Source organism: Streptomyces sp. WMMB 714 (assembly GCF_900090125.1).
Taxonomy (GTDB): domain Bacteria; phylum Actinomycetota; class Actinomycetes; order Streptomycetales; family Streptomycetaceae; genus Streptomyces; species Streptomyces daqingensis.
This window is the reverse complement of the sequence record NZ_FMHJ01000002.1, coordinates 238,573-259,589: the sequence shown is the minus strand read 5'-3', so window position 1 is coordinate 259,589 and position 21,017 is coordinate 238,573. Positions and strand designations below refer to the sequence as shown.

Here is a 21,017-nt window from a genome sequence, read left to right as displayed (position 1 = left end):
AGCGCTGGCAAGGCCGGCGGAAGCCCGCCGGACGCCCCGCGCAGCCCGAAAGCCCCGCGCAGTCCGAGCGGTCGGGCACGTCCGGACGGCAGGGCGGCCGTGCCGGGCCGTCGGTGGAGGCCGAGCTGCCCGAGTACGCGGAGCGCGTCCTGGACACGGCGGACCGGATCCCGCCGGGCCGGGTGATGACCTACGGCGACGTCGCCGAGTGGCTGGAGGAAGGCGGGCCGCGCCAGGTGGGGCGCGTGATGGCGCTCTACGGCGGAGCCGTTCCGTGGTGGCGCGTCGTCAGGGCGGACGGCGCGCTGCTGCCGGGCAGCGAACTGCGGGCGCTGGAGCACTACCGCGCCGAGGGGACCCCGCTGCGGGAGGCGGGGCGCGCGGCGGACGGGCACATACCGCGGATCGACATGCGCAGAGCACGGTGGGACGGCGGGGACTGACCCCCGAGTGCGGCTGCTCACAGTCACCACCTTCCGCCATTCCCGCGTACTGCCCGTAGCGAGCCACCCGTACGGAGTACACGAGTACCGCGCTGCGGGCCGTGTGCCCGCTGGCGTAGCGTCTGCACCATTCAGCACAGACCCTCCCCAAGGCGATCCACGTGAGCTCCTCCATCCCGTCCGATGCGCAGCGGCCACCTCCCGGTGACGCCGCCCCGGCGCCCGGCACGTACCGCCTGGTGCGCACGCCGCCCGTGCCCTCGGACCCTCCTGCCTTGGACGCACAGCAACGCCGGGTGGTTGACCATGCCGACGGTCCCCTGCTCGTCCTGGCGGGGCCCGGAACAGGCAAGACCACGACGCTCGTCGAGGCCGTAGCGGAGAGGGTACGGGCGGGCGGCGACCCGGAGCGCATCCTGGTCCTCACCTTCAGCCGCAAGGCCGCGGTCGAACTACGCGACCGTATGGCAGCGCGTCTCAGCCGCGGCACAGGTACGGATCACGAAGGCGTACCGGATTCACAAAAGGCCGCGGCACCGCAGGCGACGACCTTCCACTCGTACTGCTACGCGCTCGTCCGGGCACACCAGGACGCGGATCTGTTCTCGGAGCCGCTGCGCCTGCTGTCGGGGCCGGAGCAGGACCTCTACATCCGCGAACTGCTGGAGGGTCAGCTCGCGCTGGAGGCAGAGGGCAGGGCCCGCATCGGCTGGCCGGACGAACTGCGCGCGTGCCTCACCACCCGCGGCTTCGCCGACGAGGTGCGCGCGGTGCTCGCACGGAGCAGGGAGCTGGGCCTGGGCCCGGAAGCCCTCGGGTCGTTCGCGCGGCGCACCGGGCGGCCCGACTGGGGAGCGGCGGCGGCATTCCTCGCGGAGTACCTGGACGTCCTCGATGCGCAGGGGGTGCTCGACTACGCCGAACTCGTGCACCGCGCGGTCCTGCTGGCGGAGCGGGAGGATGTCGCGTCCGGCTTGCGCGGACGGTACGACGCCGTCTACGTCGACGAGTACCAGGACACAGACCCCTCTCAGGTGCGGCTGCTGAGGGCGCTGGCGGGCGGAGGTCGCTGCCTGGTCGCCTTCGGCGACCCGGACCAGTCCATCTACACGTTCCGAGGTGCCGACGTGAACGGCATCCTGGATTTCCCCGAGGTCTTCCGGCAGCGGTCCGGCAGGCCGGCTCCCGTGCACGTGCTGCGCGCCGCCCGCCGTTCGGGGAGCCGGCTGCTGGCGGCGACGCGTGAGATCACCGCGCGCATCCCGCTGGCGCGCCTGCCGGCGGACGCGGTGCGCGCCCACCGCGACCTGGTGGCGCAGCGGCCCGGGGGCAGCGTCGAGGTCTGCACGTTCCCCACGGCCGGAGCCGAACTCGACAACGTCGCGGACATCTTGCGCCGGGCGCATCTCGAAGACGGCGTTCCGTGGCGGGAGATGGCGGTCCTCGTCCGTGCGGGCGGGCGTTCGATACCGGCTGTTCGCCGTGCGCTCACATCCGCCGGGGTTCCCCTCGACGTGGACGGCGACGACGTGCCGCTCCGTCACGAACCCGCGGTGGCGCCGCTTCTCACGGCGTTGCGCGCGGTGGCGCGGGCCGCGGTCATGCCGGCACACGCGGAGCCGGCACGGCGGGAGCAGCGCCGGACAGGCGAAGGCCGTGACAGCGGCGACAGCCCCGACAGTCACGACGAGCGCACGGAGAACGGACCGGACGGCGAGGCGGTCCCGCGGCAGGACGGCGGCGGGGCAGAACGGCTGGACAGCGGTACGGCCGCCCAGGCGTCCGGGCCTCGGGAGGGCGGCGGGGAGAGGGTTCGTCGGGGCGCTGCCCGCACCTCCGCCTCCGCAGCGGCCGGATGGCTCGACCCGGAGACCGCCCTCACCCTGCTCACCTCGCCGCTCGGCGGGATGGACGCCTCGGACCTGCGCCGACTCGGGCGGGCGCTGCGTGAGGAGGAACGCGCCGCGGGGGAGAGCGTCCCGCGCCCGTCCGACGTACTGCTGGCCGAAGCGCTCGCCGAGCCCGAACGTCTCGTGGCGCACGATCCGTCGTACGCGAGAGGCGCCCAGCGACTGGGACTGCTGCTGCGCAAGGCGCGTGAGCTGCTCGCGGGCGGGGGAACCGCCGAAGAGGCGTTGTGGCAGCTGTGGGACGGCACCCCGTGGCCACAGCGACTCGAACGTGCCTCCCTGCGCAACGGAGCCTCGGGGCGCAACGCGGACCGCGATCTCGACGCGGTGTGCGCGCTGTTCGCCGCGGCGGCACGGGCAGAGGAGCGCAGCGGCGGCCGCGGCGCGCTGAACTTCCTGGAGGAGGTCGACGCGCAGGACATCGCCGCAGACACCCTGACGGGCCGGGCCGTACGCCCCGACGCGGTGCGGCTGATGACCGCGCACCGCTCGAAGGGGCTGGAGTGGCGACTGGTCGTCGTCGCGGGCGTCCAGGAGGGCCTCTGGCCCGATCTGCGCCGCCGGGGCTCCCTGCTGGAAGCCGATCGCATCGGCCACGACGGACTCGCGGAACCGCTCTCCCCGGGAGCTCTGCTCACGGAGGAACGCAGGCTGTTCTACGTGGCGGCGACGCGCGCGAGGGAGCGGCTGATCGTCACGGCGGTGCGCGCTCCCGCGGAGGACGGCGACCAGCCGTCGAGGTTCCTGGGCGAGTTGGGCGTCGAACCGAAGCCCGTCACGGCGCGGCCGCGCCGGCCCCTGTCGGTCTCGGCGCTCGTCGCCGAACTGCGGGCGACCACCGTCGACCCCGCGGCCTCGCCCGCCCTGCGGGACGCCGCGGCCCGGCGCCTCGCCCGTCTGGCGGCGATGCACGACGAGGAGGGGCACTCCCTCGTACCGGCCGCGCATCCGCAGCGCTGGTGGGGTCTTCACGAGCCGACCCGGTCCGAAGTGCCGTTGCGGGACCGGGACAAGCCCGTCGTCCTGTCCGGCAGCGCGCTGGAGCAGTTGGCCAACACCTGCGCGCTGCAGTGGTTCCTGGCGCGCGAGGTGAAGGCGGACGCCCCGGCGACAGCCGCGCAGGGCTTCGGCAACGTGCTGCACGTACTGGCCGACGAGGTCGCCTCGGGCGGCACTCCCGCGGATCTGGAAGTCCTGATGGAGCGTCTGGACACGGTGTGGGACGGGCTCGCGTTCGAGGCGCCGTGGAAGTCCCGGCAGGAGAAGGAGAGCGCCCGGGCGGCGCTGGAGCGGTTCCTGCGCTGGCACGTCATGCGGCGCGGCGAAGGAACGGGGCTGCGTCAGGTCGCCGGCACCGAGATCGGGTTCGACGTCACGCTGGAGGCGGGGGATTACGAGGTGCGCATCCGCGGCAGCGCGGACCGCGTCGAGAGCGACGCGGCGGGACGGGCGTACGTCGTCGACTTCGAGACCGGCAGGACCAAGCCGAGCGGGACCCAGGTCGCGCGTCATCCGCAGCTCGCCGTCTACCAGTTGGCCGTCCGCGAAGGTGCCGCCGACCACCTCTTCGACGGCGGGCGTCCGGAGTCCGGTGGTGCCGAACTGGTGCATCTCCGCCTCGGCGCCCCGAAGCGCGACGGGGGCGACTCGCTGCCCGTGGTGCAGCGTCAGGAGGCTTTGCCGGAGGCCGCGCAGGACGCCTCGGCGGCACCGGCGGCATCGGACGGCCCGGAGGGCGCCGTTCAGGACGACGCGGGACAGGAATGGGTCGGCGAACTGCTCGCCACGGCAGCCGGACGCGTTCTGGACGAGCGCTTCACCCCCACACCCGGCCAGCACTGCACGCACTGTTCGTTCCGCAGCGCGTGCAGTGCGCGCTCCGAGGGGCAGCAGGTCGTCGAGTGACGACCTTTCATGCGCCGCCACGATGAACGGCAGGGCACATGCCTGCCGTGTCGGTCGCCCCGCAGTCCGATCCTCCCGCTCCTTCGGGCAGTTGACTGTCCCGCAACTTGCAGGGTCAGTCAGACGCAGACCGCAGGTTGTCGCAACGGATCGACGGCGCGGACGCCGACACGGCGCGTACGCGCGCCCCCGAGTGCTCTTCCGCAGCCGCTGCGCCAGTTGTCGGTGCGGCCCGTTAGCGTCTTCGTGTGCCTGCCCGACTCACCGACACCGAACAGCTCAAGGAGCTGCTCGGCGTCCCGTTCACCCCGGAGCAGCTCGCCTGTATCACGGCGCCTCCGGCTCCCCAGGTGATCGTGGCCGGAGCGGGCTCGGGCAAGACGACGGTCATGGCGGCACGCGTGGTGTGGCTCGTGGGCACGGGGCAGGTGCTCCCCGAACAGGTGCTTGGGCTCACGTTCACCAACAAGGCCGCCGGCGAACTAGCGGAACGCGTGCGCAGGGCGCTCGTACGCGCCGGGGTGACCGATCCGGACCCGGCCGATCCCGAACACCCGCCGGGCGAACCGCAGATCTCCACCTACCACGCCTTCGCGGGCCGCATCCTCACCGATCACGGGCTCCGCCTGGGAATCGAACCAGGGGCCAGGCTCCTCGCGGACGCCACCCGCTTCCAGCTCGCGGCGAGCGTCCTGCGGTCCGACCCGGGGCCGTTCGAAGCGCTCACGAAGACCGTCGCCGCACTCGTCGAGGACGTCCTGGCACTCGACGCGGAACTGTCGGAGCATCTGGTCGCGCCGGACGCACTCCGCTCGTACGACTCCGGCCTGCTGGAGCGGCTGGAGAGCGTTCCGCTCACCAACGCCACGCTGCGCAAGGTTCCGGAAACCGCCCTCGGCCGCATGGAACTGCTCGGCCTCGTCGAGAAGTACCGCGCGCGCAAGCGCGAGCGCGACCTGCTCGACTTCGGGGACCAGATCGCCCTGGCGGCGACGCTGGCGCGAGACGTCCCGGAAGTGGGCCGCATCCTGCGCCAGGAGTTCCCGGTCGTACTGCTCGACGAGTACCAGGACACGTCGGTCGCCCAACGGGTGCTGCTCGCGGGGCTGTTCGGCGCGGCCGGTCCGGCGGGCGCACCGGGCGCGGCGGATACGCCGGGTGCACCGCGTACGTCCCGTGTGCCGGGTGCGCCGGCCGGCGCCGGTCACGCCGTCACCGCGGTGGGGGACCCCTGCCAGGCCATCTACGGCTGGCGCGGTGCGTCGGTGGCCAACCTCGACGACTTCCCGCGCCACTTCCCCAACGCCGACGGCACCCCCGCGCCCCGGTTCTCGCTCAGCGAGAACCGCCGCAGCGGCGGCAGGCTCCTCAGCCTGGCCAACACGCTCGCCGCGCCGCTGCGCGCGCGCCACGAAGGCGTCGAAGCGCTGCGCGCGGCCCCCGGCGCGGAGCGCGAGGGGACGGTGCGGTGCGCCCTGCTGGCCACGCACGCGGAGGAACTGGAGTGGCTGGCCGACTCCCTCGCCCACCTCGTGCGGACGGGCACGCCGCCCGGGGAGATCGCCGTACTGTGCCGCGGGGCCGCCGACTTCGCGGAGATCCAGGGTGCGCTGGTGGCCCGGGAGCTCCCGGTCGAGGTCGTGGGCCTGTCCGGGCTGCTGCACCTTCCGGAGGTGGCCGATCTCGTCGCCACCTGCGAGGTCCTGCAGGACCCCACGGCGAACGCCTCGCTCGTACGTCTGCTGACGGGGCCGCGCTGGCGGATCGGCCCCCGCGACCTCGCGCTGCTGGGGCGCCGCGCCCGGCTGCTCGTGCAGCACGCGCGGTACCAGGACGACGATCCGGACGGGCGGCTGGCCGCCGCGGTGGAGGGCACCGACCCGGCGGAAGTCGTCTCGCTGGCAGACGCCCTGGAGACGTTCCTGGAGTCGGACGGGTACGAGGACGACCTGCCCTTCTCCGCTGCCGCACGCATGCGCTTCGCCAGGCTGGCCGCCGAGATCCGCGACCTGCGGCGCTCACTGGCCGACCCGCTGATGGACGTCCTGCACAGGGTGCTCACCGCGACCGGCCTGGAAGTCGAACTGTCCGCGTCGCCGCACGCGCTGGCCGCCCGCCGCCGCGAGACTCTGGGCAACTTCCTCGACATTGCCGCGGGGTTCGCCGCCGTGGACGGCGAAGCGACACTGCTGGCGTTCCTCGGGTTCCTCCGTACGGCCGCGCAGTACGAGAAGGGCCTCGACAGTTCGCTGCCCGGCGGCGAGGACACGGTCAAGGTCCTCACGGCGCACAAGGCCAAGGGCCTGGAGTGGGACGTCGTCGCGGTGCCCGGCCTCGTGGTGAAGCAGTTCCCGAGCGAGCAGCCCCGCGAGTCCTGGCTCCGCCGGCCGCGCGTCCTGCCGCACGCCCTGCGCGGTGACGCGCCGACACTGCCCGACGTGGCCGAGTGGAAGGCCAAGGGCGTCAGCGACTACGAGACGGCGATGCGCGACCACCAGGCCACCGAGGAACTCCGCCTCGGGTACGTCACGTTCACGCGTCCGCGCTCGCTGCTGCTCGGCTCCGGCCACTGGTGGGGCCCCACCCAGAAGAAGCGCAGGGGACCCTCCGCCTTCCTGCACGCGCTGCGGGAGCACTGCGAGGCCGATCCCGCACACGGCGAAGTGGAGCGCTGGGCGGACGCTCCCGCTGACGACGCGGAGAATCCGCTGTTGGAGACCGCGGCGGAGGAGCGGGCGTGGCCGATGCCGCTGGACGCGCAGGCGCTGGAACGGAGGCGTGCCGCCGCTGACGCGGTGCGCACGTATCTGGAGGACACCAGCGGCGACGCCGCGGAGAACACCAGCGGCTTTGCCGCCGAGGACAGCAGCGGCGATGCCGCGGAGAACACCAGCGGCTTTGCCGCCGAGGACACCAGCGGCGACGCCGCGGGGGAGAGCGCCGACGGCGCCGCGGCGCCTGTCGCGGATCTCACTCCCGAGGAGTCCAGGCTCGCCGCCTCCTGGGACCGTGACCTGGAGGCGCTGGAGGGGGAGCTGCGGCGTTCCCGCAGCACCGAGCGGGACGTCCCGCTGCCTCCCTCGCTCACCGCGTCCCAGCTGATGCGCATGGCAGCGGACCCTGACGCCTTCGCGCGCGAACTGGCCCGCCCCATGCCCCGTCCGCCTGAGCCGGCAGCCGCGCGCCGCGGGGTGCGCTTCCACGCCTGGGTGGAGTCCCGGTTCGAGGAATTGACGCTTCCGATGCTCGGGCCCGAAGAGCTGCCGGGCGGCGAGGACGAAGGCCCCGAGCCGCCCGAGATCGTGGACGAGCGGGACCTGTCCGCGCTGAAGGAGGCCTTCCGGCGAACGCCCTACGCGCACCGCACCCCGCACCGCGTGGAGGAGCCCTTCCAGCTCGAACTCGCGGGACGCGTCATCCGGGGACGCATCGACGCCGTCTACCGGGAGGTCGCGGACGACGGCGCGGAGACCTACGAGATCGTCGACTGGAAGACCGGCCGATCCCGCACGGCCGACCCCCTGCAGCTGTCCGTGTACCGCCTCGCATGGGCGGAGAAGGCCGGGGTGCCGCTCGCCGCGGTCTCCGCCGGGTTCCTCTACGTCCGCAGCGGCGAGCTGGTGCGGCCCGCCGGACTCCTGGACCGCTCGGGCCTGGAACGGCTCCTCAGCGGCGGCGGCACCGACCCCGACGGTTCCCCGGCGCCGCGTATGCCGGGACAGCGGGCGGGAGAGGCCGGCGCGGACGTACGGGCAGGCGGAACCGACCACGGGTGAGCGGGTGCGGACCCTCCGCAGTACCTCGCACGTGATGCGGAGGGTCCCCCGAATGCCGGATAGGCTGCCCGGCATGAGCAGCAGCCCTGCAGCTCCGGACGACGCTGTCCGGGCCTGCGTCGAAGAGCGCCGCGCCGCCTTCCTCGACGACCTCGTGGAGTGGCTGCGCATCCCGTCCGTCTCCGCAGACCCTTCGCACGCGGACGACCTCGCACGCAGCGCCGCCTGGCTGGCGGACAAGCTCGCCGGGACGGGCTTCCCGGTCGCGGAGGTCTGGGAGACGCCGGGGGCTCCGGCCGTCTTCGCCGAGTGGCCCTCGGACGATCCTGGCGCGCCCACCGTCCTGGTCTACGGGCATCACGACGTGCAGCCCGCGGTCATCGCGGACGGCTGGCACTCGGACCCCTTCGCGCCGGAGGAGCGCGACGGCCGCCTGTACGCCAGGGGCGCCGCCGACGACAAGGGCCAGGTCTTCATGCACACCCTGGGCGTGCGGGCGCACCTGGCCGCCACCGGCCGTTCTGCCCCCGCCGTCAATCTGAAGCTGCTCGTCGAGGGAGAGGAGGAGTCCGGCTCGCCGCACTTCCCCGACTTGGTGCGGAAGACGGCGGACCGTCTCCGCTGCGACGTCGCGATCGTCTCCGACACCGGCATGTGGTCGGCCGAGACGCCGACCGTGTGCACCGGAATGCGGGGACTCACCGACTGCCAGATCGACCTGTACGGGCCGGACCAGGACATCCACTCCGGCTCATTCGGCGGGGCGGTCCCCAACCCGGCGGCCGAGGCCGCGCGGCTGGTGGCGAGGCTGCACGACGAGAACCACCGCGTCGCGCTTCCCGGCTTCTACGACGGGGTCGTGGAACTGTCCGAGGAGGAGCGGCAGCTGTTCGCCGAGCTTCCGTTCGACGAGGAGACGTGGCTGCGTACGGCGCACTCCCACGCGGTGAGCGGCGAGAGCGGCTACACGACCCTGGAGCGGATCTGGGCCCGCCCGACGGCTGAGGTCAACGGCATCGGAGGGGGCTACCAGGGCCCCGGCGGCAAGACCGTCATCCCGTCGAGCGCCCAGCTGAAGCTCTCCTTCCGGCTCGTCGCGGGACAGGACGCGGAGAAGGTCCAGCAGTCCGTCCGGGAGTGGGTCTCGCAGAGCCTGCCCGACGGCATCCGCCACGAGATCACCTTCTGGGGCGCCACACGCCCGTGCCTCACCCCGCTCGGCCATCCCGCGCTGCGGGCGGTCGTCCGGTCGATGGAGCGGGCGTTCGGCAAGCGGGTCCGTTTCACCCGTGAGGGCGGTTCCGGTCCGGCGGCCGACCTGCAGGACGCGCTGGAGGTACCGGTCCTCTTCCTCGGCATCTCCGTCCCCTCGGACGGCTGGCACTCACCGAACGAGAAGGTCGAACTGGAGCTGCTGACGAAGGGCGCCGAAGCGGCGGCCTGTCTCTGGTCGGACCTCGCCGAGAACTGGCGCCCGGAGCCGGAGGGTGCCGTATGACGCCGGCCGGTGTCCGGTGACGCCGTCCCCCGCCCGCTCCGCCGCCCTCGCGCAGGCCGGCGGAGCCCCCAGCAAGACCACCGATCGCCGGAGGAGCAGGAAGCCCACGTGACCACCTGGACCGACCGCATCAGCGCCGCCGACTCCGCTCCCATCACCCTGACCCCCACCGGCGGCATCGACCGCGCCGCGAACCAGAGGATGGACGAGGCGTGGCTGGCGGCCGCGTGGAGCCATCCGACGACCCGGGTGTTCGTGGTCTCCGACGGCCAGGCGCTGATCGAGGACGACGGCGACGGCCGGACCGAACTCGTGATGATGCCCTCGTTCGACGCCCCGTTCACTGAGGCCCACCGCTACTTCCTGGGCGTCGACGAGGAGGGTGTGCGCTACTTCGCCCTCCAGAAGGACGCGCTCCCCGGGCGCATGGACGACATCGCGCGCCCCGCCGGGCTCCGCGAAGCGGGCCTGCTGCTCTCGCCGCGGGACGCCGAACTGATGGCACACGCCGTGGGCCTGGAGAACTGGCAGCGCACGCACCGCTTCTGCTCCCGCTGCGGCGAACGCACGGTCATCGCGGCGGCCGGGCACCTCCGCCGCTGCCCGGCCTGCGGGGCCGAGCACTATCCGCGCACCGACCCGGCCGTGATCATGCTGGTGACGGACGAGAAGGACCGCGCGCTCCTGGGGCGGCAGGTCCACTGGCCGGAGGGCCGCTTCTCGACGCTCGCCGGGTTCGTGGAACCCGGGGAGACGCTGGAGGCGGCGGTCGTCCGCGAGGTCGCCGAGGAGGCGGGGGTCGCGGTCGGCGAGGTCGAGTACGTGGCCAGCCAGCCGTGGCCCTTCCCGGCCAGCCTCATGCTGGGCTTCATGGCGCGCGCCACGTCACCGGAGATCCGGGTGGACGGCGATGAGATCGAGGAGGCCCGGTGGTTCTCCCGCGAGGACATCCGGGAGGCCATCCGTACGGGAGAGGTGCTGGCCCCGGCCGGCATCTCCATCGCCGCGCGCCTGGTGGAGCTCTGGTACGGCGGTCCGCTGCCGGGGACCGAGAAGCAGCACTGAACCGGGCGGGCTGACCCGGGCGGGGGCTTCCCCCGGCGCACGGAGGCCCCGCCGCGGGGGCGGGGCTCGTGCGTGCGTGAGCGGAGCTCCGGCGCCGCCGAGGGCGGGCGTGCGCCCGGCGTGCGCCGCGTGCTCAGGAGCCCAGGGCGGCCTGCACCTGTGCGAGGGAAGGGTTGGTCAGCGTCGTCCCGTCGGGGAAGAGCAGGGTCGGCACCGTCTGGTTGCCGCCGTTGGCCTTCTCCACGAAGTCGGCGGACTCCGGGTCGTGCTCGATGTTGACCTCGGTGTACGCGATCCCCGCGCGGTCCATCTGGCCCTTCAGCCGACGGCAGTAGCCGCACCATGTGGTGCTGTACATCGTCACGTTTCCCGCCATGGGTCTTCGCGCTCCTTCGTGTCAGTCGGTGCCTGAGGGAACGTACGAGCGAACCGGAGCATTCCCGGATCGCCGGGCCGTCCTGCGGGGGCCCGGGGCGCCTCCTCAGAGCGGCTGGCGCAACAGTCCGTAGGACGATACGACTTCAGCTGTGGACAAGCGTGACGACCGCCGGGATCCACCTGGCAGCATGGCGGGGTGACAGCAGCAACGGACCCCACCCTGTTCTCCCAGCCCGACGCCTCCGCGGATCCCCCTCGTGACGCCGACGCCGTGCTGGAGGGGCTCGATCCGGAGCAGCGGGAAGTGGCCACCACCCTCCACGGCCCGGTGTGCGTGCTCGCGGGCGCGGGCACGGGCAAGACCCGCGCCATCACCCACCGCATCGCCTACGGCGTGCGCGCGGGCATCCTGCCCCCGGCCGGCGTCCTCGCGGTCACCTTCACCAGCCGGGCGGCGGGGGAGATGCGGGGAAGGCTGCGGCAGCTCGGGGCGAGCGGCGTCCAGGCGCGTACGTTCCACTCGGCGGCCCTGCGCCAGCTCCAGTTCTTCTGGCCCCGTGCCGTCGGGGGCGAGCTGCCCCGCCTGCTGGAGCGCAAGGTCCAGCTCGTCGCCGAGGCGGCCGCGCGCTGCCGTCTGCGCCTCGACCGGAACGAACTGCGGGACCTGATCGGCGAGATCGAGTGGTCGAAGGTGACGCAGACGGTGCCGGAGGACTACCCGGCGGTGGTCACCAAATCGAGCCGGGTACCCCCGCGGGACCCGGCGGAGACGGCCCGCGTCTTCGGGATGTACGAGCAGCTCAAGCGCGACCGCTCGGTCATCGACTTCGAGGACGTCCTGCTGCTGACGGTCGGGGTCCTGCAGGACCGCCCCGACATCGCCGACACCGTCCGCGGGCAGTACCAGCACTTCGTGGTCGACGAGTACCAGGACGTCAGCCCTCTGCAGCAGCGCCTGCTGGAGCTGTGGGTGGGCGACCGGCAGAACCTGTGCGTCGTGGGGGACGCCAGCCAGACGATCTACTCCTTCACGGGCGCCACCCCGGACCACCTCCTCGACTTCCGCACCCGGCACCCGGACTCCACGGTCGTCAAGCTCGTGCGCGACTACCGCTCCACGCCGCAGGTCGTCCACCTGGCGAACGGCCTGCTCTCGCAGGCGACGGGCCGCGCCGCGGAGCACCGCCTGGAGCTGGTCTCGCAGCGGGAGGCCGGCCCCGAACCGGCGTACGTGGAGTACGCGGACGAGCCGTCCGAGGCCGAGGGCACCGCCAGACGCATCCGCGAGCTGATCGACTCGGGCGTGCCCGCCAGCGAGATCGCCGTGCTCTACCGGATCAACGCCCAGTCGGAGATCTACGAGCAGGCACTTGTCGACGCCGACGTCCCGTATCAACTCCGGGGCGCCGAACGCTTCTTCGAGCGCCCGGAGGTCCGTGAGGCGGGAGTGGCGCTGCGCAGCGCTGCCCGCTTCGGGGAGAACGACAGCCTGCTCGACGGCGCGGCCGATCTCCCCTCCCAGGTGCGTGCCGTCCTGAGCGGCAACGGCTGGACGCCGGAGCCTCCGGCGGGCTCCGGGGCCGTGCGCGACCGCTGGGAGTCCCTGGCGGCACTCGTCCGGCTCGCGGAGTCCCTCGCTGCCTCCCGCTCCGCGGCGGGCAAGGAAGCCCCGACGCTGGGCGACTTCGTGGCGGAGCTGGACGAGCGGGCCAACGCGCAGCACGCCCCGACGGTCGAGGGCGTCACCCTCGCGTCCCTGCACTCGGCCAAGGGCCTCGAATGGGATGCGGTGTTCCTGACCGGGCTCACCGAGGGGATGATGCCGATCACTCACGCCAAGACGGACGCCCAGGTCGAGGAGGAGCGGCGGCTGCTCTACGTCGGCGTCACCAGGGCCCGTCGCCATCTGACGCTCTCCTGGGCGCTGTCGCGCTCGCCGGGGGGCCGCGGCGGCCGTCGCCCCAGCCGGTTCCTCAACGGGCTCCGGCCCGGAACCTCGGCGCCGGGCGCCCGCGGCGCCGGCGGTCCCGGCGGCATCGAGCGCGGGCGGAGCGGCGGGAGCCGGGCGCGCAAGCGGCGCGGGCCTGTGCAGTGCCGGGTCTGCGGGCGTTCTCTGACCGACCCGGGTGAGATGAAGCTCATGCGCTGTGAGGACTGCCCGTCCGACATGGACGAGCAGCTCTATGAGCGCCTGCGTGAGTGGCGCTCCGAGCAGGCGAAGCAACTGGGGCAGCCCGCGTACTGCGTCTTCACCGACAAGACGCTGCTGGCGATCGCGGAGACGGTGCCGGACGGGGAGGCTGAGCTGGCGTGCATCTCAGGCGTGGGTGCGCGCAAGCTCGAACGGTTCGGCGCCGACGTCCTCGCGCTGTGCGCGGGCGAGGAGTTGGACGCTGGAGAGGCCGACGAGTCGCCGCAGTGAGTGTCCCGGCCTGTCATGCCCGACGTCAGGTGTCCCGCGGCCAGATGTCCCGCGACCGGTGGCTCACGCCTGCTGACTGACGTCTGTTGCCCGACGTCCGACGTCTCGTGGGGCTGCCTGGTGACTGGCGCGTGGTGACGGGTACGGGGCTCCCTCGCACGACCGCCGGAGACTTCGGCGCCGGCCGGATCACCACCTGCCGCGGCTCCGGTTCGGCACCCGCTTCGGAAGCTTTTCCAGAAGGGGCGGAAAAATAGTTTGCGCGCGCTGTCCGGAGCACCATAGCCTTCCGGACGTGGACAGGGCGGGGGCTTTTCGCCCCACCCCATCCATGCTGTACTGACTCCTGTACGTATGCGGATCAGCTTCGGTTGATCCCCCGAGTCGCCGAGAGGAGGCGAGCCCAGTGATCAGCTTCATCACCAACACCCAGATGACCGACCGCTCGGTCGTCGCCTCTTGCCTGCTCGGTTCCCGGCTCAACGGCATCGGTGTGTCCCGCGTCGTTCCCAGCAGCGGCGTACGACAGGCCAAGGGATTCGCAGCAGCGGCACAGGCAGTGGCCTATGTCCGCATGCCCGCGGCCCTTGACGCAGGCATCCGCAACGAGAAGCCGAAGCACAACCCGACGTGGGCCTTCCGTGGGCTCGAACCCTGGAGAGATCCAGCCTGATCGGCAGATCAGGTCGGCACCTTCCAGGGCCGCGGAACCCACACCGGGATCCGCGGCCCTTCTGTTTGCCCCCGCCCGGCCACCAGCCGGGCCGACAAGACAACAGACATCGACAGACGAGGAAAACCGGCAGTGCACCCCAACACGCACACCCCGTCACCCACGACAGACCTGATGCCGCCTGACTGCCCCACGGAGGACCCTGTGCCCGCCCCGCTCATCACCCTCACCGAACTCGACGACGCCATCGAGCGTCTCGACGTCACCGTGCCCTGCCGTTCCTACGACCCCGAGGTCTTCTTCGCCGAGGCCCCGGCCGACGTGGAGTACGCGAAGACGCTCTGCCAGACCTGCCCGCTGCGTGAGGCATGCCTCGCCGGCGCCAAGGACCGCCGCGAGCCCTGGGGGGTATGGGGCGGCGAGCTGTTCATCCAGGGCGTCGTGGTTCCCAGGAAGCGTCCGCGCGGACGCCCGCGTAAGAACCCGGTCACGGCATGACGACCGCCGGCACGATCGACCGCCCGATGACGCGCGATCCGCAGCTGCGTCACCTTCCGAAGCAGGTCCCGACGATGACAGCTGCCTCCGAGACACCCGACCGAACCGGAATCGACGCGAACTCTTCGCGTCAGAACAGGAACCGAGAAATGCAACTCATGCCAGAATCCCTGGCCCGAGCCCATATGAACGACCGCCTGCACGAGGCCGAGTCGCAACGCAGGGCCCTGCGCGTCACATCCGCCCGTCGCCTTCAGCGCCGTGCGGAACGTGCTTCCCTGCGAGCCCGTCGGGCGATCGCCATGGCGGTCATGCAGTGAATCCACCGGAGAGCCGGGGCGCCATGCCCCGGCTCTCGGGTCTGCCCGGCGTTATCTTTCGATGAATGGACGAGACGAACAGCGAGGCGGGGAACGCGGGCGGGACAGCGTGCGCCGGATGCGGGAAGGTCGCCCAGGCGATTCCGCTGACCCGGGTGAGCTCTCGCGAGAACGGTGAGACGCGCTACCTCTGCGACACATGCGCCCGAGAGAGCATCAGAGCCATTGAGCAGCGTCTCGACTCGTCCTGGTGGTGAGCGGCCCGCTGCCGTCAAGTGGGCGCCCCTCTCTTACTGCCGTCCGGCCGACGGCTTCTCGACAGACCGGCAGACGGCGCCGGCCGATGGCCTTCGCCCGTCGCCAAGTCGTCGCCGATAGCGGGCATATCGCCTCAGGCGCCGACGCTCAGGCAGAGGTGTCCTCCGCGGGGAGAGCGCCCTCGTCATCCTCGTCGTCGGCGAAGCCCGGGACCCACGCCTCCATCTCCTCCCGCATCCTCACCGACGCTCCGAGCTGGCACAGGACACCGATGGTGCTCAGCGTCACGCGGTGCAGAAGCAGATACGAGGGCGGCAGATTGAGCTGCTTGCCCAACTGGTGGGCGGGGGAGCGCGGATCAGCGATCCGCGCGGCCTGCTCGCGCATCCAGCTGCGGCTGAAACGGAAGGTCTCCGCCCGCGCCGGTTCGATGACGGGGACCAGGTAGTCCAGTACTTCAGCCGGTTCCAGCTCGATGGACTCCTTGACGAACCCCTCGGCGCGCAGCAACTCGTAGACCGCCTCGGACTCGCCATCGATGACCATGCGCAGGGCCGTGCCGATCATGGGCGGCAGCCCTTCGGGGAGCCTGTCCACGGTGCCGAAATCCATCACCCCCAACCGCCACTGCGCGGCGTCGCCGTCCTCGTCCGACCTGTCGCCGGGTATCAGACGGAAGTTGCCGGGGTGCGGGTCGGCGTGCAGAAGTCCGGTACGAGCCGTGCCGGAGCAGAGGAAGCGGGCAAGAAGCTGCCCCGCCCGGTCGCGCTCGTCCTGGGTGCCCTCGCTTATCACCTCGGCAAGCGGTACGCCGTCCATCCACTCGGTGACCAGCACCTGCTCGCACTGATGCACCACGTCGGGGATCACGACGTCCGGGTCGTCCGCGAACTCCTCCGCGTACGTCCTCTGCGCCTCGGCCTCCAAGCTGTAGTCCAGCTCTTCGCTCACCCTGTCGCGCAGTTCGGAGTTGAGGGGCTTGATGTCCATCCCCGGTATGAGGGGGCCCAGAAGCAGGGCGAACCTGCCGAGCTGGGTGAGGTCCGAGATCAACGCCTCACCCGCGCCGGGGTACTGGACCTTCACCGCGACCTCACGCCCGTCGTGCCAGACGCCCCGGTGCACCTGCCCGATGGATGCCGCAGCCGAGGGCTTGTCCTCGAACTCCTCGAAGAGGTCCCGCCAGTCCTCGCCCATCCGCTCGGCGAGCACCTGGTGCACGGTGCGGGTCGGCATCGGAGGGGCGGCCTCCTGGAGCTTGGTCAGCGTCGCCCGGTACGGCCCCGCGACCTCCTCCGGAAGCGCGGATTCGAAGACGGAGAGCGCCTGGCCGAACTTCATGGCGCCCCCCTTCAGCTCCCCGAGCACCTTGAACAGCTGCTCCGCGGTCCGCTGCTGCAGGTCGTGCCCCACAAGGTCGGCCGACAGCCCGCCGATGCGCTTGCCCAGCCCCCACGCGGAGCGGCCGGCGAACCCCAGAGGCAGCGCCGCGAGTTTCGCCGTACGCGTCACTGCCTTGCGGGGGAGATCGGACATGGGCCCCTCCAACTTCCAGACGGCTCTACCGGACAGCACCGAGGACGGCGACCATCAGGCCATTGTGACCTCTTCCAGGACTCCCGCCGAGGGTGGGAGTTCCGCTGTCACCAAAGCGGCACCGCACGGACACTCAGGATGGGCGGAGAGCTGCTCGGTGTCACCTGTCAGATGCGGCATCGAGAAGCGCACCCTGTAGCCGGCCGCGCAACCACCGTCGCCGTCCAGGTAGCTCAGCGCGTAGGAGGCGATGGCCCCCGCGACCATCGTCGCCAGTGCGACATCGCAGGCGGGAACCCCCGCCCGGCGCCTTCCCGAGGTGCGCCACTGCCCCACGACCAGCGGCCAGCTCGGGTCCCGCTCGGCGCGACCTCGCAGCATGCACTCCGCGCAAGGAGAGACCCCGGGGAGGACCAGCGGCCCCACCACGCCTGTGCCCTCCACCACTCCGCCGTACAGATGCGGCGTCCCGGCCTGGACGAAGCCCTCCGAGGACGCCGGATCCGGGGCGTAGGCGTCCAGGCCGTCGCGCGGCGCCACCACCACCAGGCCCACGGCGCCTCTCGTACGGCCGCGTACCCGGGAGCGCCAGGGTCTCGCCCTGCTGACCGCCTTGCGGGCTGCGGCATCTCGGCGCTCGCCGACCGCGTCCGCCGTGATGCCTCCCGGAACCGTGTCCCACGGCTCGACGTGACCACCGTCCACGACGTCGACCTCGCCCACCCCGGCCGCCGACAGCGTCGACGCCACCAGCGCTCCCACCCGCCCCGCTCCCCGCACCTGCACGCTCTTCTCCCTGCGGGCCACGAGCCGGCGCAGCCCTCCTCCCGGTTCGCGGTGCACCACCGACAGCGAGCCGAGGTCCGGACGCAGGCCGTCGCTCACACTGGCCGCGGCCTGCCGGTCCGCAGTGGCGTCGTCGAGCACGCCGGCCGAGGAGAGCCTCTCCACCAGACGGTCCGCCGTAGCGGAGGAGAGGCCCAGCCGCGCGGCCTCCTCCCGCAGCTGGACGAGGCTTCGCGTACCGTCCATGAGCTCCATGAAGCCCGCCGTGGTGTTGTCCACCGGCCCCAGCAGCACGGCGTGTGCAGGCGCCGCGCCGTACTGCACCGTCTGCCTGTCACGCCAGGCCCGCCGCAATGCGGGCTTGATCATCGGATGCATGCTCTTCCCGTTCCGTGAGGTGCCGACCCATCGGGCGCTCCGCCCGTGGAAGGACAGAATGCGGTTGCAGGCAAGGAACCCGCCGGAAGTTGTCCACAGGGCTGGGGAGTAGTCGTACGAGTCGAGTGCATATCAGGGCATAAGCCTCGTATCCGACCGGAGGTGGGACTTCCGCCACACTCAACGGGTAACGTCGACGCGTGCCCGCCGACCCGCTGAAGAGCACCAGCCAGCAGGCGGTCGAAGTGCGTCGCAGCGCGCGCCGCAGACGCACGGTCTCCGCCTATCGCGAGGGTGACCGCACCATCGTGATGATCCCTGCCCGGATGTCTCGGGACGAGGAGCAGCGCTGGGTCGGAGTCATGCTCGAAAAGCTCGCCGCCCAGGAGAGCAAGCGCCATCTCGGCGACAGCGAGCTGGCGGCACGCGCCGCCCAGCTCTCCGAGCAGTATCTGGGGGGTCGCGCGCGGCCCGCTTCCGTGCGCTGGGTCACCAACCAGAACACTCGATGGGGTTCCTGCACCCCCGCCGAGGGCAGCATCCGGCTTTCGCACCGCCTGCGCGGCATGCCGGGATACGTCGTCGACTACGTCCTGCTGCACGAACTCGCGCACCTGCTGGTGCCCGGACACGGCGCCCGCTTCTGGGAGTTGCTGGAGGTCTATCCGCGTACGGAGCGGGCACGCGGCTTCCTGGAGGGGGTCGTGGCGGCCGACCGGCTGCCGCAACTTCCTGCCGCACGCGACGAGTGAACTTCGCGAGGCATTGGATAGCCTGGCGCTTCACACGGCACACATTTGCGGACGGGGGGACGGTCGTTACGTATGGCCAGGGAATTCCAGCGCGGCCACAAGGCCAAGATCAGTGATCTGACAGCCGGGCGCGATCTGTACGTGGGAGTGCAGATCGCCGGTCCCGGACTCTCCTTCGACATCAGCTGTTTCGGTCTCGACGCCGACGAACGGCTCTCCGACGACCGGTACTTCATCTTCTTCAACCAGCCGAAGTCGCCGGAGGAGTCGCTGCAGCAGCTCGGCGCCCAGTCAGGCGACACGGAATCCTTCCGTGTGACGCTGGACAGGATCCCCTCTCAGATCAAGCGCCTCTCGTTCACCGCCGCCCTCGATGGGGCCGGCCAGATGTCGCAGGCGCAGTCCGGCTACATCCGGATAGTCGCCGGCGGTGAAGAGGTCGCCCGGTATTCGTTCGACGGTTCCGAGTTCAGCACCGAACGTGCCGTGATGCTCGGGGACTTCTACTTCAAGGACGAGTGGAGGTTCGCCGCCGTCGGGCAGGGCTTCGACGGCGGTCTCGATGCATTGCTGCGCAATTTCGGCGGCGAAGTCCTCGAAGAGGAGGAGCCGGCGGCGGCCGAGCCCGCTCAGGCCCCGGGTTTCGCGCCGCCCGGAGGTGCCTCGGAGCCACCCGGATTCGCGCCGCCGGCGGGCGCGCCGGCCCCGGCTTCCGCTCCGCCGGCCGCGAGCGCCCCACCGCAGCAACCGCCCGCGTTCGGTGCGCCCCAGCCGGCGGCCGCCCAGCAGGGCCCCGTTCCCGGTACGCCGGCGCACGCGTCCGCCCCGACGATCGCGGCCCCGGACGCCTACGCCCAGGGGCAGGCGCCTGCCCAGCCGGCGCCCCCCGGCCCGCCGGGACCGCCACCGCAACAGCCCGCCCCCACGCAGACGTTCAGCCCACCGCAGGCACCGCAGCCGCCTCAGGCACCGTTCGCTCCGCAGGCCCCGCAGGCCCCGCAGGCGCCCTTCGGCTCGCATGCCCCGCAGGTCCCGCAGATCCCGCAGGGTCCTGCCGCGGGCATGGGCGTCACGCTCGACAAGTACCGCGAAGCGCCCACGGGCCAGCGCTGGACGCTGCAGAACGAGCAGCTGGCCCGCGTCGACCTCGGCATCGACGGTGAGCCCGTCCTGGCCCGCCAGGGCAGCATGGTCCTCTACCAGGGGAAGGTCGACTTCAGCTACAAGGGTGCGGGCTTCCGCGGCCGGGTGGTCGGCAACGCCACGGGCCAGGAGATGCAGCTGATGCGCTGCACCGGCGGGGGCCAGGTCTTCTTCGCCGAGGAGGCCGCCACTCTCCACCCGATCGAGTTGCAAGGTGACTCGATCTGCGTCTCCGCGGACCACGTCCTCGCCTTCGACGAGAGCCTTCAGTACGAGGTGCGCAGGATCGAGGGCCACGGGATACCGGGCGGTGCGCTCTTCACGATGGTCTTCCAGGGCACCGGCACTGTCGTCGTCACGACTCAGGGCCCCCCTGTGGTCCTTCCCGTCACCCCCACCACCTTCGCCGACGCCGATGCCGTCGTGGCCTGGTCGGCCGCGGCCCAGGTCATCGTCTCCAGCCAGGTCAGGCTCCGCCGCCAGGCCTACCCCGGGCACAGCGGCGAGACCGTGAATCTCCAATTCCGCGGTGCGCCCGGCAACTTCATCGTCGTCCAGCCCTACGAGGTGTGAGGGAGCCCGTCATGGACCAGCAGCTCATCGCGGGCTACGCCCCGTCCCAGCCCGTGGCCCGCATGGAGAACCACGGGCCGCACATGCTCAAGGTCGTCATGCAGAGCGGCCACGATCTCTTCGCCCGCGTCGGTTCGATGATCGCCTACGAGGGTTTCGTGCAGTACGAGCCGAACCCGCCCGCGGTGCGGCAGCGCGCCTCCCAGTGGCTCACCGGCGAAGGCGCGCCGCTCATGCGCTGCCACGGCGACGGCCTGCTCTACCTGGCCGACTACGGTGCGAACGTCGTGGTCCTGAACCTCAACGACGAGAGCATCTCCGTCAACGGCACCAACCTCCTCGCCTTCGACGCCCATCTCGAATGGGGAGTGCAACGCGTCAAGGGGATGGCCAAGTTCGCAGGCCAGGGCCTCTTCAACGTCGCCGTCACCGGCACCGGCTGGGTGGCGTTGACCACCCGCGGCCAGCCCGTCGTCGTCGACTGCGGCCGTGGTGAGGACGAGACGTCGGTGGACCCGGACGCCCTCGTGGCCTGGTCGACGCATCTGAAGATGAAGGGGAAGCGCAGCTTCAAAGCGTCCGCGATGATCGGCCGGGGCAGCGGAGAGGCGTACCAACTGGGCTTCTCCGGCCAGGGGTTCGTCGTCGTACAACCGAGCGAGGACAGCGCCGACCGCCTGCGGGCACGAGGCTGACGGGGGAG

General features: G+C 71.9%; 16 protein-coding genes. 13 read left to right on the top strand and 3 right to left on the bottom strand.

What is annotated here, in order from left to right:
* The first annotated feature begins 113 nt into the window (after positions 1–113).
* The 5 genes from H181DRAFT_RS03865 to nudC all read left to right on the top strand — a co-directional run bounded on the left by H181DRAFT_RS03865 (position 114) and on the right by nudC (position 10,597).
* Positions 114–443, top strand: coding sequence for an MGMT family protein (locus tag H181DRAFT_RS03865; RefSeq protein WP_045862762.1), 330 nt, complete (start codon positions 114–116; stop codon positions 441–443).
* Between the two features lie 173 nt (positions 444–616).
* Positions 617–4,258, top strand: coding sequence for an ATP-dependent helicase (locus H181DRAFT_RS03860; protein ID WP_107068686.1), 3,642 nt, complete (start codon positions 617–619; stop codon positions 4,256–4,258).
* Between the two features lie 248 nt (positions 4,259–4,506).
* Positions 4,507–8,034 (top strand): ATP-dependent DNA helicase, encoded by a 3,528-nt coding sequence (locus H181DRAFT_RS03855; protein WP_074467696.1) that lies wholly within the window; start codon positions 4,507–4,509, stop codon positions 8,032–8,034.
* Positions 8,035–8,107: 73 nt separating this feature from the next.
* Positions 8,108–9,532, top strand: a complete 1,425-nt coding sequence (locus tag H181DRAFT_RS03850; RefSeq protein ID WP_045862761.1) for a dipeptidase — start codon at positions 8,108–8,110, stop codon at positions 9,530–9,532.
* Between the two features lie 108 nt (positions 9,533–9,640).
* Positions 9,641–10,597, top strand: coding sequence for an NAD(+) diphosphatase (gene nudC, locus H181DRAFT_RS03845; protein WP_045862760.1), 957 nt, complete (start codon positions 9,641–9,643; stop codon positions 10,595–10,597).
* 133 nt (positions 10,598–10,730) lie between these two features.
* Here the strand turns inward: nudC and H181DRAFT_RS03840 are convergent, their stop codons facing one another.
* Positions 10,731–10,973: a mycoredoxin gene (locus H181DRAFT_RS03840; RefSeq protein ID WP_045862759.1), complete on the bottom strand. Its 243-nt coding sequence runs from the start codon at positions 10,971–10,973 to the stop codon at positions 10,731–10,733.
* A gap of 198 nt (positions 10,974–11,171) precedes the next feature.
* Between H181DRAFT_RS03840 and H181DRAFT_RS03835 the strand changes: the two genes are divergently transcribed.
* The 5 genes from H181DRAFT_RS03835 to H181DRAFT_RS03815 all read left to right on the top strand — a co-directional run bounded on the left by H181DRAFT_RS03835 (position 11,172) and on the right by H181DRAFT_RS03815 (position 15,145).
* Positions 11,172–13,397, top strand: a complete 2,226-nt coding sequence (locus H181DRAFT_RS03835; protein WP_045862758.1) for an ATP-dependent DNA helicase UvrD2 — start codon at positions 11,172–11,174, stop codon at positions 13,395–13,397.
* Positions 13,398–13,803: 406 nt separating this feature from the next.
* Positions 13,804–14,070, top strand: a complete 267-nt coding sequence (locus H181DRAFT_RS29290; protein WP_045862757.1) for a hypothetical protein — start codon at positions 13,804–13,806, stop codon at positions 14,068–14,070.
* Positions 14,071–14,244: 174 nt separating this feature from the next.
* Entirely contained in the window at positions 14,245–14,568 is a 324-nt protein-coding gene (locus H181DRAFT_RS03825; RefSeq protein ID WP_045863049.1) for a WhiB family transcriptional regulator, read from the top strand.
* Complete coding sequence (locus H181DRAFT_RS29740; protein WP_045862756.1) at positions 14,565–14,888, top strand: hypothetical protein; 324 nt, start codon at positions 14,565–14,567, stop codon at positions 14,886–14,888. The genes H181DRAFT_RS03825 and H181DRAFT_RS29740 overlap by 4 nt, the downstream gene beginning before the upstream one ends.
* Positions 14,889–14,953: 65 nt before the next feature.
* Positions 14,954–15,145, top strand: coding sequence for a hypothetical protein (locus H181DRAFT_RS03815; protein WP_074467695.1), 192 nt, complete (start codon positions 14,954–14,956; stop codon positions 15,143–15,145).
* A gap of 148 nt (positions 15,146–15,293) precedes the next feature.
* Here the strand turns inward: H181DRAFT_RS03815 and H181DRAFT_RS03810 are convergent, their stop codons facing one another.
* The gene (locus H181DRAFT_RS03810) at positions 15,294–16,682 is read right to left on the bottom strand and encodes an ABC1 kinase family protein (protein WP_045862755.1); all 1,389 of its coding nucleotides are present in this window, start codon (positions 16,680–16,682) and stop codon (positions 15,294–15,296) included.
* Positions 16,683–16,736: 54 nt separating this feature from the next.
* Complete coding sequence (locus tag H181DRAFT_RS03805) at positions 16,737–17,846, bottom strand: ThiF family adenylyltransferase (RefSeq protein WP_045862754.1); 1,110 nt, start codon at positions 17,844–17,846, stop codon at positions 16,737–16,739.
* 200 nt (positions 17,847–18,046) lie between these two features.
* Between H181DRAFT_RS03805 and H181DRAFT_RS03800 the strand changes: the two genes are divergently transcribed.
* From H181DRAFT_RS03800 to H181DRAFT_RS03790, 3 genes are all read left to right on the top strand, one after another.
* Positions 18,047–18,598 carry a M48 metallopeptidase family protein gene (locus tag H181DRAFT_RS03800; RefSeq protein ID WP_045862753.1) on the top strand — a complete coding sequence of 184 codons (552 nt, stop codon included), beginning with the start codon at positions 18,047–18,049 and terminating at the stop codon, positions 18,596–18,598.
* Positions 18,599–18,670: 72 nt separating this feature from the next.
* Positions 18,671–20,314 (top strand): TerD family protein, encoded by a 1,644-nt coding sequence (locus H181DRAFT_RS03795; protein ID WP_045862752.1) that lies wholly within the window; start codon positions 18,671–18,673, stop codon positions 20,312–20,314.
* Between the two features lie 11 nt (positions 20,315–20,325).
* The gene (locus H181DRAFT_RS03790; protein ID WP_045862751.1) at positions 20,326–21,009 is read left to right on the top strand and encodes an AIM24 family protein; all 684 of its coding nucleotides are present in this window, start codon (positions 20,326–20,328) and stop codon (positions 21,007–21,009) included.
* Positions 21,010–21,017: the final 8 nt, after the last annotated feature.